This window comes from Pseudonocardia sp. TMWB2A (assembly GCF_017312135.1).
Map to the genome: position 1 here is coordinate 422,980 of NZ_QKQY01000002.1, position 13,779 is coordinate 436,758.

The 13,779-nt window shown below is 75.4% G+C and carries 9 protein-coding genes; 3 read left to right on the forward strand and 6 right to left on the reverse strand.

The features are described 5' to 3' along the window. Nucleotides 1-28: 28 nt before the first annotated feature. Nucleotides 29-1,699, reverse strand: a complete 1,671-nt coding sequence (locus DMP17_RS16325; RefSeq protein ID WP_337829963.1) for an FAD-binding dehydrogenase — start codon at nucleotides 1,697-1,699, stop codon at nucleotides 29-31. Between the two features lie 142 nt (nucleotides 1,700-1,841). Next, the gene (locus DMP17_RS16330) at nucleotides 1,842-3,290 is read right to left on the reverse strand and encodes a hypothetical protein (RefSeq protein ID WP_337829964.1); all 1,449 of its coding nucleotides are present in this window, start codon (nucleotides 3,288-3,290) and stop codon (nucleotides 1,842-1,844) included. Nucleotides 3,291-3,653: 363 nt separating this feature from the next. On the opposite strand from DMP17_RS16330, the gene DMP17_RS16335 reads away from it, so the two are divergent. Next, nucleotides 3,654-4,619, forward strand: a complete 966-nt coding sequence (locus tag DMP17_RS16335) for a trypsin-like serine peptidase (protein WP_337829965.1) — start codon at nucleotides 3,654-3,656, stop codon at nucleotides 4,617-4,619. Nucleotides 4,620-4,687: 68 nt separating this feature from the next. Beyond that, nucleotides 4,688-5,584 (forward strand): arsenic resistance protein, encoded by an 897-nt coding sequence (locus tag DMP17_RS16340; protein ID WP_308016746.1) that lies wholly within the window; start codon nucleotides 4,688-4,690, stop codon nucleotides 5,582-5,584. Nucleotides 5,585-5,597: 13 nt separating this feature from the next. On the opposite strand, the gene DMP17_RS16345 is transcribed toward DMP17_RS16340, so the two are convergent. The 4 genes from DMP17_RS16345 to DMP17_RS16360 form a co-directional block, all read right to left on the reverse strand. Next, nucleotides 5,598-6,797, reverse strand: coding sequence for a homogentisate 1,2-dioxygenase (locus DMP17_RS16345; RefSeq protein WP_337829966.1), 1,200 nt, complete (start codon nucleotides 6,795-6,797; stop codon nucleotides 5,598-5,600). Beyond that, nucleotides 6,772-8,496 carry an FAD-dependent monooxygenase gene (locus DMP17_RS16350; protein WP_337829967.1) on the reverse strand — a complete coding sequence of 575 codons (1,725 nt, stop codon included), beginning with the start codon at nucleotides 8,494-8,496 and terminating at the stop codon, nucleotides 6,772-6,774. The genes DMP17_RS16345 and DMP17_RS16350 overlap by 26 nt, the downstream gene beginning before the upstream one ends. 25 nt (nucleotides 8,497-8,521) lie before the next feature. Next, nucleotides 8,522-9,481 carry an MBL fold metallo-hydrolase gene (locus DMP17_RS16355; RefSeq protein ID WP_226356175.1) on the reverse strand — a complete coding sequence of 320 codons (960 nt, stop codon included), beginning with the start codon at nucleotides 9,479-9,481 and terminating at the stop codon, nucleotides 8,522-8,524. Between the two features lie 171 nt (nucleotides 9,482-9,652). Beyond that, entirely contained in the window at nucleotides 9,653-11,029 is a 1,377-nt protein-coding gene (locus DMP17_RS16360) for a TetR family transcriptional regulator (RefSeq protein ID WP_337829968.1), read from the reverse strand. A 214-nt stretch (nucleotides 11,030-11,243) separates the two neighbouring features. On the opposite strand from DMP17_RS16360, the gene DMP17_RS16365 reads away from it, so the two are divergent. Next, nucleotides 11,244-13,760, forward strand: a complete 2,517-nt coding sequence (locus DMP17_RS16365) for a hypothetical protein (RefSeq protein ID WP_337829969.1) — start codon at nucleotides 11,244-11,246, stop codon at nucleotides 13,758-13,760. The last annotated feature ends 19 nt before the right edge of the window (nucleotides 13,761-13,779 follow it).

The following is a 13,779-nucleotide window of genomic DNA, read 5'->3' on the forward strand; positions in this document are numbered from 1 at the left end:
GCGACTCTCGCTCAGTGAGAGACCGGGTTCAGACGGTTCCCGCGAGGCTCCGCCCGGCGGCCCGGCCGGAGAAGATGCAGCCACCGAGGAACGTGCCCTCCAGCGCGTTGTACCCGTGCACCCCGCCCCCGCCGAACCCGGCGGCCTCCCCCGCCGCGTAGAGCCCGGGGATCGGCTCGCCGTGGGCGTCGAGGGCGCGGGAGCCGAGGTCGGTCTGGATCCCGCCGAGGGTCTTGCGGGTCAGCACGTGCAGCTTCACCCCGATCAGCGGACCGGCGGCGGGGTCGAGGATCCGGTGCGGCGCCGCGACCCGCCCGATCCGGTCACCGAGCGAGCGGCGGGCGTTGTGGATGCCCTGGACCTGGGCGTCCTTGCTGTAGGGGTTGGCCAGCTGCCGGTCGCGGGCCTCGATCTGGCCGCGGATCAGGGCCGGGTCGAGCGGCGGGGCGTCGGTGAGGGCGTTCATCCCCGCGACGAGCTCGTCGAGGGTGTCGGCGACGACGAAGTCCTCCCCGTGGGTCGTGAACGCCTCGACCGGGCCGGGCGCACCCCGGCTGAGCAGCCGTTCGCGGAGGAAGGCGCTGCGGCGCCCGGAGGTGATGTCGGGGTTCTGCTCGGAGCCCGACAGCGCGAACTCCTTCTCGACGATCTTCTGGGTGAGCACGAACCAGGAGTGGTCGTAGGGCGCGATGTCCAGGCTGGTGCGCAGGTGGCGCAGGGTGCCGAGGGTGTCGTAGCCGGGCAGGTACGGCGCGGGCAGCCGCCGCCCGAGCGCGTCGAACCACATCGAGGACGGCCCGGGCAGGATGCGGATGGCGTGGCCGGGCCAGACCGGGTCCCAGTTCACGACGCCCTCGGTGTAGTGCCACATGCGGTCGCGGTTGACCAGCCGCACACCCGCGTCGGCGGCGATGTCGAGCATCCGCCCGTCCACGTAGGCCGGCACCCCGGTGATCATCGACGACGGCGGGGTGCCCATCCGCTCGGGCCAGTACCGGCGGATCATCTCGTGGTTCGCGCCGATCCCGCCGGTGGCCAGGACGACCGCGGTCGCGGAGAGGGTGAACTCCCCGGTCACGTCGCGGTTGCTGGGGGCGCCGCGCGGTGAGTCGTCCGGGGCGAGGACGACGCCGCGGACACCGGTGACGGCGCCGTCGGTGCGGACCAGCCCGTCGACGCGGTGCCGGTGGTGGAAGGTCACGAGCCCGGCCTCCGCGGCGCGCAACGCGGAGTCGACGAACGGGCGCACGACGCCGGTGCCGGTCCCCCAGCTCACGTGGAAGCGGGGCACGGAGTTCCCGTGGCCGGTCGCGGTGAGGTCGCCGCGCTCGGCCCAGCCGACCGTGGGGAGGAAGGAGATGCCCAGCTCCGTGAGGTAGGAGCGCTTCTCCCCGGCGGCGAACTCGACGTAGGCGCGGGCCCAGCGCGCGGCGTGGACGTCCTCGTCGTCGAGGCGGTCGAACCCGGCGCTGCCCTGCCAGTCGCTCCAGGCCAGCTCGACCGAGTCGTGCACCCGCATGCGGCGCTGCTCGGGGCTGTCGACGAGGAAGATGCCGCCGAAGGACCACCACGCCTGCCCGCCGAGGTCGACCGGCCCCTCCTGGTCGACGACGGCGACCCGGCGGCCCCGCCGGGTCAGCTCGTGGGTCGCGACCAGACCGGCCAGCCCGGCCCCGACGACGATCACGTCCGCGTCCATGCCACTCCCGTTCGTCGCCGGCCCACCGCACCCCGGCAGGGGCGGCCGGTACGCACAGACGTATCAGATCCGGGCCCGGGAACGGGTGACGGGCAGGCCGCGGCGCTCCTGCGCCGCGACCCGCCCGCCGGGGACCCCGGGGTCAGCGCACGACCGTCGTGGTCACCCGGGTCGCGTTGTTCGTGAGCTTCGGGTCACGGACCTGGGAGGGGGCGACGGCTCCCTCGACGGTCCGCGGCCCGGTCACCGTGCGGTCGGCGGTCACGGTGATCGTGAAGGTCGACGCGGTGCCCGCGGCGATGTTCGGGACCAGGTAGGCGACCGAGCGGCCGTTGCCGCCGACGATCCCGCCCGGGGCGGCGGTGACCTTGAGGCCCTGCGGCAGGGTGACGGCACCGGTGACCCGGGTCGCCGCGGCCGGGCCGGCGTTGCGGAGGGTCACGGTGACGGGGGCGGTGGTGCCCGCCTTCAGCGTGGCGGGCACACCGAGCGCGACCGACAGGTCGGCCTCGCGCGGGATCACCGGCGCGGGGGTCACGGTGAGGGCGAACGTGGTGCTCAGCGTGCCGGCGGTGGCGGTGACCGTCACCGGGCCCGCGGTGTCACCGGCGGTCAGCGCCGGGCTGGTGGCGCCGCCGTCGGCGCCGGTGGTGGCCGTGGCGGTGGCCCCGCCGGGGAAGGCGGCGCTGCCGCCGGTCACGGTGAAGGTGACGTCCTGGCCCGCCACCGGGGCGTTGCCCGCTCCGGTGAGGGTGACCGACAGCGGCTGGGCGAAGGCGGTGCGGACCTGGGCGCTCTGCCCGTTGCCGCCGGTCGCGGCGAGCGCGGTCGGGACGACCGGGTTGTCGAAGTCGACCGTGGTGCCGTTGATCCGCAGGTTGTCGACGCCCGAGCGCAGCCCCGGGTTGCCGCTGCCCTGGTTGACCGCGATCCCGCCGACGATGACGGCGTCGGGCAGCGCAGCCTTCACCGCGGCGAAGTCGGCGGTGTAGGTGTCGAAGCCGTACCGGTTGGGCGTGCCGGTGCTGGTGATGGTGCCGCTGGCCCACCAGCCGCCGCTGCCCGCGGGGGTGCTCGACGCGGGCCACGTCTGCCACGCCCCGGTCTGCACCGGGTTGGTTCCGGTGTAGACCGGCTCGAACACCAGGGTCGTGAAGGTCGAGCCGTCCTTCATCGGGTTGACCGGGATGTTCAGGGCGGGTGCCTGCTGCGGGCCGCCCACCTGCTCGACGAGGGTCTGGTACTCGAGGTCGGTGATCTCCGAGAGCTTGCGCCCGTTGAAGGCCTGGGCGTACACGGTGACCTTGTCGTTGCCGCCGGGGGTGTCCAGGCGCAGGTAGCCGCGTCCGGTGCGGGCCCGGGCGTCGTCGACGACGGCGGCGGTGCCGGCGTTGCGGACCGCCGTGCAGTACCCGGTCGGGCTCACCGTCGCGCCACACGCCGGGATCTGGTCGTTGCCGACCCGGACCCCGTCGGCGGCGGTGGCGGTCCCGGCGACGAGCGGGACGCACCCGACCGCCGCCACCAGCGCGGCCGCCAGCAGGCGTCGTCCGCCCACCCGTGCTCCGTGCTCCCCGACCCGACGCGCCATGACTGCCTCCACCGCTCCGCCCGTCCCCGGGCCGTCGTCGCCGGGGCCTCTGTGCTCCCGACGGCCCGTGTGTCGTGGCGGCGGTCACGGTCGCTACACGACCTCATCAGAGCTGATGAGCCGCTCGGAGCATCACCAGGTGAGCCGGTCGGTGCACGGTCGGCTCCCACCGTCGACGCCACGACGACACGCCGTCGGACACGCCGGACCGGTCGTCGGGCACCGGCCACCGGTCCGCCCGCGGGCGGGGCCGACCACCGACCGGACCGGGATTCACAGCGCGTCCACAGCGGTCCGTCCGACGGATCACAGGAGTGCCCTCTACCGTTGATCCGGTCAGTGGGACGAGCGTGGGAGGTGGACGTGCGGACCGACACCCGGCCCGGCAACGGCCCCTCCCGCCCGCGGTGGCACGTCCCCGGGCTGCTGGGCGCCGCGCTCGCGGCGTCCGTCGCCGTCGCGCTCGCGGTTCCGTCGTGGACGCCCACGACACCACCGCAGGTGACGACCGCGGCGGCGGCCACGGCGGCTGGCGCCGCTCCGGCCCCGGCATCGGCCACGGCCCCGGCATCGGCCACGGCCACGACCGGCGCCGCCGACCCGGCCGACCCGGCGGCGGTCGTCCCCGTCGCCACAGGACTGTCCCTCCCGGCCGTCACGGCCCCCGAGGGCACGCCGGTCGCGCGCCCCGCGACCGGCGCCCTGTTCGACGGACCGGCCGAGGCCCCCGGTGACCACTTCTGCTCCGCCTCGGTGGTCGAGTCCGCCACCGGCGACCTCGTCGTGACCGCCGCGCACTGCGTCTCCGACGGCGACGGCACCCCGGCCCGGACGGGCATGAGCTTCGCCCCCGGCTACGACGACGGCACCGCCCCCTTCGGCTACTGGACCGTCACCGCTGCCGCGGTCCCCCCGGGCTGGCTGGAGAGCGGCGACCCCGACTCCGACGTCGCGTTCCTGACCGTCTCCCGGCCCGACGCCCCGCCGATCCAGCAGGTCACCGGCGCCTACCGGCTCGCCTTCGGCACGTCCGGCGCCGGCGGCGACGACACCCCGGTGACCGCGGTCGGCTACAACGACGGCGACGCGGACGCGACGACGGTGTCCGGCACCGCCGGGACGCTCGACGAGGACCAGCGGCAGCTCGACCAGCCCGGCCTCGACCAGGGTTCCAGCGGCGGCCCGTGGCTGACCGGCCCGGACGACTCGGAGATCCTGGCCGTCACCGGTGGCTACCAGCAGGGCGGGGACTCCCCCGACGTCTCCTACGGCGCCGACCTCGGCCCGGCCGCGCAGTCGGCGTACCGCTCGGCCGGGGGCACCGACTGAGCCGGCTCGTCGCCTGGTGGGACCGCCACCAGGTCCCGCTGTACCTGGCCGCGATCCTCGCCGGGGCGCTGCTCGGTCTCCTCGCCCCGCGGGTCGCTCCCGCGCTCGCCGCGTCGGTCACCCCGCTGCTCGCGCTGCTGCTGTTCGCGACCTTCCTCGCGGTCCCGCTCGTCGACGTCGCGCGGGCCCTGACCGGCACCCGTTTCCCGGTCGTCGTGCTGGTGGCGAACGCCGTGGTGGTCCCGCCGGTCGCGATCGGACTGTCGCGATGGGTCGCCGACGACCGCGGCCTGCTCGTGGGCGTCCTGCTGGTGCTGCTGACGCCGTGCATCGACTACGTCGTCGTGTTCACCGGGCTCGCCGGCGGCGCCCGCGCGCAGATGCTCGCGGCGACGCCGCTGCTGATGGTCGCGCAGATGCTCCTGCTGCCCGGCTACCTGTGGCTCGCGGCCGGACCGGAGGTCCTCGCCGTGGTCGAGGCCGGGCCGTTCCTGCACGCGTTCCTGGTGCTGGTCCTGGCCCCGCTGGCCGCGGCGGCCCTGGTCCAGGGCCTGCGACGACGGCGCCCGGCCGGCCGCGCGGCCCGTGTCGAGGGCGCCGTCGCCGGGGCGATGGTGCCGCTGATGGTCGCGACCCTGGCCGCGGTCGTGGGCTCGCAGATCGCCGCCGTCGGGGCGCAGGCGCTCACCCTGGTGCGGCTGGTGCCGCTCTACGCGGCGTTCGTCGTCGCGGCGGTGGTGATCGGTCTGCTCACCGCCCGGGTGGCCCGCCTGGACGTGCCGGCCACCCGGGCGGTGGTGTTCTCGGTGACGACCCGCAACTCGCTGGTGGTGCTGCCGCTCGCGCTGGCGCTGCCCGGCGCGCTCGCCCTCGCCCCGCTCGCCGTCGTCACCCAGACCCTGGTCGAGCTCGTCGCCCTGGTCGTGCTGGTGCGGCTGGTGCCGGTGCTCGTCCCCGCCCGGTGAGCGGGCGGCCCGGTCACCGGGCCGGGCCGCGCCCCGCCCAGCTCCACGCGTACGACGGGTCCTCACACGCCCGTCCGCCCTCACCGAGGGCCAGCGGCCGGAACGTGTCGACCATGACCGCGAGCTCGTCGAAGGACTCCGCGCCGAGCGCCCGCTCGACCGCGCCGGGCTGCGGGCCGTGGCTGTGCCCGCCCGGGTGCAGCGAGATCGACCCCTGCCCGATCCCGGAGCCCTTGCGGGCCTCGTAGTCGCCGCCGCAGTAGAACATGACCTCGTCGGAGTCCACATTGGCGTGGTAGTAGGGCACCGGCACGGCGAGCGGGTGGTAGTCGACCTTGCGCGGCACGAAGTTGCAGATCACGAAGCCGGAGCCCTCGAAGACCTGGTGCACCGGCGGCGGCTGGTGCACGCGGCCGGTGATCGGCTCGAAGTCGGCGACGTTGAACGTGTACGGGTACAGGCAGCCGTCCCAGCCGACGACGTCGAACGGGTGCGTGGGCACCACGTAGCGGGTGCCGGTGATCCCGTCGGGCCCGCCGCGGTGCTTCACCAGCACCTCGACGTCGGTCTGCTCGACGAGCAGCGGCGCCCCCGGTCCGTGCAGGTCGCGCTCGCAGTACGGGGCGTGCTCGAGCAGCTGGCCGTAGCGCGACAGGTACCGCTTGGGCGGGGCGATGTGCGACGACGCCTCGATCGCGTAGGCGCGCAGCGGCTCGGACCCGGTGGGGACCCAGCGGTGGGTCGTCGCCCGCGGGAGGACGACGTAGTCGCCCTGGACCACGTCCAGCGCACCGAACACGGTCTCGACGATCGCCGACCCGGACTCCAGGTAGACGACCTCGTCGCCGACGGCGTTGCGGTAGAGCGGGCTGGCCTCCCCCGCGACGACGTAGGAGATCCGCACATCGGCGTTGCCCAGCACCAGCCGGCGCCCGGTCACGACGTCGACCGACTTCCAGTCCGGGGTGCCGAGCTCGTGCAGCCGCAGGTGGCGCGGGAGCAGCGGCCGATTGTCGGTCAGCGACTGGTCGCCCGGGTCCCAGGGGGTGGCGTCGACGATCGCCGACGGCACGCCCGCGTGGTAGAGCAGCGAGGAGTCCGAGGAGAAGCCCTCCTCCCCCATCAGCTCCTCGTAGTAGAGCGTCCCGTCGGGGCGTCGGTGCTGGGTGTGCCGCTTCGGCGGGACGTCACCGGCTCGCCTGTAGTACGCCATCGTGGCCCTCCTCCGGTCTGTTCTGTGCCTGTGCCTGTGTCCGTGGCGGTGGCGCCGTCGTGCCGCGGGCGGTCGCGCGGGCAAGAGCGGCCGCGACGTCGTCGCGGGACGGGGCGGCGAGCACGGCGGCGACGTGGGCGTCCGGGCGGAGCAGCCACACCTCGTCGGGCCGGGCGGCCAGGGTGGCCGTCACCGTCTCCCCGTCTCCGGCTCCGCCGAGGGCTCCGGCTCCGGTGCCCGTGCGGCCGTCCAGTTCCGCGAGGGCGAGCACCCGGACCGGGCCGGGCGCACCGGCCGCCGATGCGACGACCGCGTCCGCGTCGACCAGCGGGCCGGTGAGCAGCAGGAACCCGTCGCGGGCCAGCGCGCGCAGCCGTCCCGGACCGGCCGGGGTGCGCACCGGGGCGTCCGGGACGAGCACCCCCGGTCCCGCGGGCGGGACCTCGCCGCGGGCGGGACGCCCGGCGAACGGGCGACGCGCGTCGGCGGTGGTCAGGGCGGAGTCGACGTACCAGAACGGCTCGGCCAGCCGGCCCGAGTCGACCCGCGCCCGGGCCGCGGGATCGGTCGCCGCCGCGGCGAGGACCTCGGCGCGGGCCCGCACCCGCTCCGCGTCGCGCGGGACCAGGAAGTCCATCGTCGCGGTGGTGACGGCGACGTTCTCCCGGGCGGCCGCGTGCCGCTCGGCGTGGTAGCTCTCCAGGAGCTCCTCCGGTGCCCAGCCGCGGCCGACCCAGGCGATCTTCCAGGCGGCGTTCTCCGCGTCGGCGACGCCGGAGTTCAGCCCGCGGGCCCCGAACGGGGACACCAGGTGCGCCGCGTCGCCCGCCAGCAGGACCCGGCCGCACCGCATCCGGTCCACCACGCGCGAGTGGAACCGGTAGACCGAGGACCAGACCACCTCGCGGTCGACGTCGCCGATGACCGCGCGGATCCGGGCGTCCAGCGCGCCGGACGCGGTCTCGGCGTCGAGGTCGTACCCGGCCGGGACCTGCCAGTCGATCCGGAACGTCGAGTCCGGGCAGGGGTGGACCAGCACCTGGCGGCCCGGGTTCGCGGCCGGGTCGAAGTGGAAGCGGCGCTCGGTGGCCCACCCCGGGAGGTCGGCGCGGACGTCGCAGATCAGGAAGCGGTCGTCGAAGCTGGTGCCCTCGAAGGTGACCCCGAGCAACTCACGCAGCGCGTCGCCGCGGGCACCGGCACAGACGACCAGGAAGCTCCCCGCGATCCGCCCACCGCCGTCGACGGTCACCGTGACGCCGTCGGCGGTCTGCTCGACGCCGACGACGTCGTGCCCCCAGCGCAGGTCCACCAGGGCCTCGTCGGCGATCCGCTCGTCGAGGATCTGCTCGGTCCTGGCCTGCGAGAGGTTCACGAACGGCGGGAACGCGGGCCGCCCCGGCTCGGCGAAGGTGTGGGCGAACAGCTCGGTGTCGCGGTGGAAGGTGCGCGCGGTGGTCCAGGTGACGCCCTCGTCGGCGATCCGGCGCCCGGCACCGACGGACTCCCAGACGTCGAGGACGTCGCGCTGCTGGCAGATCGCCTTCGACCCGACCCGGTCCCGCTCCGGGCGGCGGTCCAGCACGACCGTCGGGACGCCGTGGCGGGCCAGCAGCAGCGCGGTGGTCTGCCCGACCGGCCCGGCGCCGAGCACCAGGACGGGCGGCGACGGCCAGGCCGGCGCGGCGGACGTCGACATGGGTTCCCCTCCCCTCGCCGGTGCCTCAGCCCTGCAGCCGGGCCCAGACCTCCTGGTCGCGTTCCGCGGTCCAGATCACCGGACGCTCCACGCCGGACAGCTCGTCCCACAGCCGTGAGACGTCGAACGGCAGGCAGTGCTCGAAGATCGGCCAGTGTCCGTAGTCGTCGACGAGTGCGGCGTGGGTCGCCTCGAACGCCTCCTTCAGCGTGCCGCCGCGCTCCTGCACCGCGCCGACCTCCCGGATCATGACCTGCAGGAACCCGCGGGTCTGGGCGATCGCCGCGTCGACCTCGGCGCGGCCGCGGCTGACCGCGCCGCGCCCGCCGACGAGCTGCTCGGCGCCGAGCGCGGCGAGCCGGTCGAGGGTGTCGCCCGCCCAGTCGCGGTGGAACGCGTCGCCGGTGTAGAGCGCGGCCCGGGCCTCGACGAGGTCACCGGCGAACAGGATCCGGTGCCGCGGCAGCCAGGCGGTGATGTCGCCCTCGGTGTGGCCGCGGCCGTGGAACTGCAGCACCAGCTCGCCGCGGTCACCGCCCAGGTCGAGGGTGAGGCGGTCGGCGAAGGTGAGCGTCGGCCAGGTGAGTCCGGGCACCGAGTCGGCGGCCTCGGCCAGCCGTGGCATCCGCGCGAACTCCGAGGCCCAGTCCTCCATGCCGCGCTCGGCGATCAGGGCCGCGGTCGTCTCGTGCGCGACGACGGTCTGCGCGTCGAACGCGCTCGCGCCCAGCACCCGGACCGCGTGGTAGTGCGACAGCACGAGGTACCGGACCGGCTTGTCGGTGTGCTCGCGCAGCATCGCGAGCCACTTGCGCGCGGCGACCGGGGTGGCGAGGGCCTCGAAGCAGACGACGAAGTCCTCCCCCTCGATCGCGCCGATGTTCGGGTCGCCCTCGGCGGTGAGGGCGTAGACGCCGTCCGCGAGCACCTCGAGGGTCTGCTCCTTGGCGGCGGTGTCGGCGGAGGAGGCGAAGGGCTTGGCCACGGCGGGTGTCCTCTCGGAGCCGGGAGACGGGCGGCGACCGCGGCGACCCGTCGTCGGGACCTCCGACCGGCCGGGCACGCCCGACGATCAAAGGTTGAATCACTTGTGCAGGACCGTAGAGGGCCGCGCCGCCCGGCGCCAGGGCCGATCCGGCGGCGCGCGCCGAGCGGTTCAGGTCCGCCGGTTGATCCAGTCCGCCCGGTGCGCCGCCCGGGCGAGGCGGACGAGCAGGGTGTTCAGGGCGGCGAGGTCGTCGGCGCCGAGCAGCGCCGCCCACTCCGACTCGCGACGGTTGTGGGTGCCGAACGCGGCGACCAGCCGGTCGGTCCCGGCGTCGGTCAGCGACAGGTGCACGGTCCGCCGGTCCCCGGCGGCGGGCGTGCGCCGGACCAGCTCACCGGCGGCGAGGGTGTTGGCCAGGCTGGACACCGCGGCCCGGCTCATCCCGCACAGCTCCGCCGCCCGGCCCGCCTCCTGCCCGCCCGCGACCCACAGCGTGAACAGCAGCCGGAACGCCGACCAGCTCCATCCGGCGGGGCGGTGCACGGTCGACTCGAGGTCGTAGATCAGCGAGCTGGCGATCCGGTGCAGGTTCAGCACCAGCGCCATGGCCGCGCGGTCGGTGCCGGGGAGCCGCTCGCCGGTGCGGGCGAGCGCGACGTCGGTGAAGGCGAGGAAGCCGTCCGCCTCTCCCCGCGGGGCACCGGTCGCACGCCCCGACGCGGCGCCGCCCGCACGGCACGCCGCGGAGCCGTCCTCCGTCGGGCCGTCCTCCGTCGGGCCGTCACCGGCGGAGCCGTCCGCGCCTCCTGCAACGAGGCCCGCACCGCGCCCGACGGTCCGAGGCGGGGTCCAGCCCACGACTCCGGCGTCGGCCGGGCCGCCGCCGAGCCCCGCGAGGAACGCGGCGACCACCTCGCCCGGCGCCGCCCCCACCCCGGTCGACCCCGGCGCCGCCCCCGCTCCGGCCGACTCCGGTGACGTCCCCGTTCCGCCGGACCCCGGCGCCGCCCCCGCTCCGCCCGGCTCCGGCGACGTCCCCGCTCCGCCGGACCCCGGCCCGGCCAGTGCCTGCACCCCGTGGAGCAGGGCCAGCAGCTGCTCTACGAGCACCCCGTCCGGAGCCGGGGCGACGATCCCGCCCGCCCGCCGGCCCTCCTCGAACCGGGCCGCCAGCCGGGTCCGCCACCGCGCGGTCACCCCGGCGAGGACCGCGGCCGGCCCGGGCCCGGACGCCGCGACCCGGGCGAAGGGCGTCCCGGTGTGCGCGGTGACCTCCTCGCAGAACACGTGCAGCGCCGCCACCCCGGACAGCCCGGCTGCGCGCCGCGCCACCCGGGCGTCGAGGTCGTCGAGGGCCCGCCGGAACGCGCACTCCACGATCGCGGCGCGGCCGGCGAAGTAGTGCGCCGGCGCCCCGTGCGCGACCCCCAGTGCCGCGCTGACGTCCCGCAGCGTGACCGCGTCCGGACCGTGCTCGGCGATCAGCCGCCAGGCGGCGTCGGCGATCTCGCCCCGGCGCTGCTCGTGGTCCACCCGCTTCGGCACGACCGCTCCTCGTGGTTGCTCCCGGTTTTTCTACACCAGGAGAACCATGGTGGCCGCATCCAGATCCGGGCGGTCCTAGTCCATTCGGGCTAACGATAAGTCGTCGTCGCACGTCACCGGGGTCGTGGTGGATCAGTTGAGGCGGGCAACGGGGCCGCTCGCACCCCGTCGCGCAGTGAGGCGCGACCGGGCGGCGCCGGTGGAAGGCTCCCCGATGAAGAAGACGAAGCGAGCCGGTGTGGCGCTCGTCGTCGCCGGCCTGCTCGCCGGTGCGGCGGTCGGCGCCGGGTCGGCGCTCGCGGCGCCCGACGGGCGGGCGGACACGGCGGGTCCCGACCTGCTGCGTGCCCCCGCCGTCGACGCGCCCCAGCTGCAGAACACCGGCATCTGGTCCGCCGACCCGATCGGCGTCTGTATGACCAGCGCCTACCGGCACGGCGAGTACGTGCACCAGGGCTGCGTCTACGACGACGAGGGCGGCGGCAACCAGTACCGCTGGCCCAACGACACCCTGCTGCGCAACTACACCTACCCCGAGGACGCCGCCTACCGGCGCAACGCCGCGGACATCCTCGAGGTCCGCGCGAAGCCCCAGGACGACGCGACCGCGTTCCGGGTCACGATGAACACGATGACCGACCCCGGGCTGCTCGGCCTGACCCTCGCGCTCGGCGGCTCGGACACCCCGCGCGCGGCCCCGCACGGCGCGAACACCGTCATGCCGGCCCAGCTGTTCGTGACGGTGCACGGCAGCGGGGGCGACATCGTCGACGCGGCCACCGGGCGGACCCTGCCGGACGCACCGCAGGTGCACGTCGACGTCGAGCGGCGCCAGGTCGAGATCCGCGTGCCGCACTCCGCGTGGGACCCCGCCGACGGGACGCAGCGCCTCGCCGCCGCGGCCGGGCTGTGGGACCGCGACGCCGACGCCTACCTCGTCCCGCAGGTCACCGCGGACGCGACGCACCCCGGCGGCGCCGTCGTCGGCGACCCGACGCCGTCGGCGTTCTTCGACGCGGCCTTCCGGTTCCACGAGCCCTTCGAGGCGCCCTACCGGAACAACGACCAGAAGCGCGCGATCGCGGACGGCGACCTCTCCGGGTTCTTCGCCGACGTCGACTTCGGGAAGCTCCGCGCCGGCACCGACGACGAGTCCGGTGTCCCCACCTCCGGCTACGTGACCCGGGTCTTCGCCTCGCACTCGGAGAAGGCGCAGGGCCGGCGGCTCCCGTCGGACCCGGGCGGTCCCGCACCGGGCACCGGCCTGCAGCAGGGCGGCATCGCCACCGGCTCCGGCGAGGGCTCGGGCGACCAGCGGCCGAGCCTGTCGTTCGGCTACCCCTGCCGCGACGACTGCGTCCCCGACCTGCCGGGCCGGATGCAGCGCTACACGGTCTACGTCCCCGAGGCCCCCGCGCCGTCGCACGGCTACGCCTCGATGGTCTGGACCCAGGGCTACGCGCTGCGTCCCGGCGACGACGTCGCCGGCGACCGTGACCTCTACCGGCAGTTCGCCGACCGGCCGGGCGACCCCACGATGGTGATCGACGTCGACTTCCGCGGCGCCGACAACTGGGGCTACGGCGAGGGCGGCGCGATCGTCTTCGAGGCGCTGGCCGACGCCCGTCGCCACTACGACCTCGACCGCGAGCGCACCGCGATGGGCGGGTTCTCCTCCGGCGCCTACACCGCGAACAAGCTGTCGCTGACCTTCCCCGACGTGTTCAGCAGGGCGTTCATCTGCGACGGGCTGAACGTGGCGCCGTCGCTGCCGGGGGTGAACGGGGTGGCCGACGAGGTCGCCGAGACCGCCGGGGTCGACACCGTCACCAAGCACGAGCCCGGATCGAAGATCTCCGAGCTGCTGCCCAGCCGTCGCAACCAGCCGGTGATGGAGTGGGCGGGGGTCAACGACGACTTCATCCCCTACCCGATCACCCGCGAGCGCGCCGACCTCTACCGCGCCGGGGACTACGACTACGAGTTCGTCAGCCACGTCGGCCTCGCCGCCGAGCACCTGGTGATGTGCAAGAACGGCATGTGGGACCTGGCCGCCCGCTGGATGGGCGACGAGCCGCGCGCGGTCGACCCGCCGCACGTCACCTACGTGCGCAACCCGCTGATGGACGACCCGGAGGCCGGTCTCGTCGGTGACCACGCCTACTGGCTGTCGGGCATCCAGAGCCGCGACCCGCACGAGCTGGGCGCGATCGACGTGGTCACCCGGGGGCAGGGCCGCGCCGACGCGCCGGTCCCGGCGGCCGGGCAGGAGGTCGGTCAGGTCGAGGGGACGTTCTCGCCGGTCAACCCGTACCTGCGGGAGTTCCGCCACCTCGACGCGCCGGTCGACGCCGACGCCGAGGACGTGCTGGAGATCCGCTCGGCCGGGGTCGGCACCGTGACCGTCGACCCGGAGCGCGCCGGCGTCGGCTGCGACGCCCGCCTCGACGTGCACACCGACGGCCCGCTGACCGTCATGCTCGACGGCTGCGGCCGGACCGAGTCCTTCGACGGCAGCGACTCCGGTGGCCTGGCGAAGCCGGCGACGTTCGCACCGGCCGACCCGCTGGCGCCGCTCGGCAACCCGGCGCAGGGCACGCCGCTCCCGCCGGAGGTGGGCAACGCCCCGCAGGCGCCGCTGCAGGAGCTCCCGCCCCTGCGGTTCCCGCCGAACCAGCTCGGCCAGGACCCGGCGCCCGGTGACGGCGCGCAGGAGTCCCCGACCGGCTGACCGGACCCGCTGAGCACCG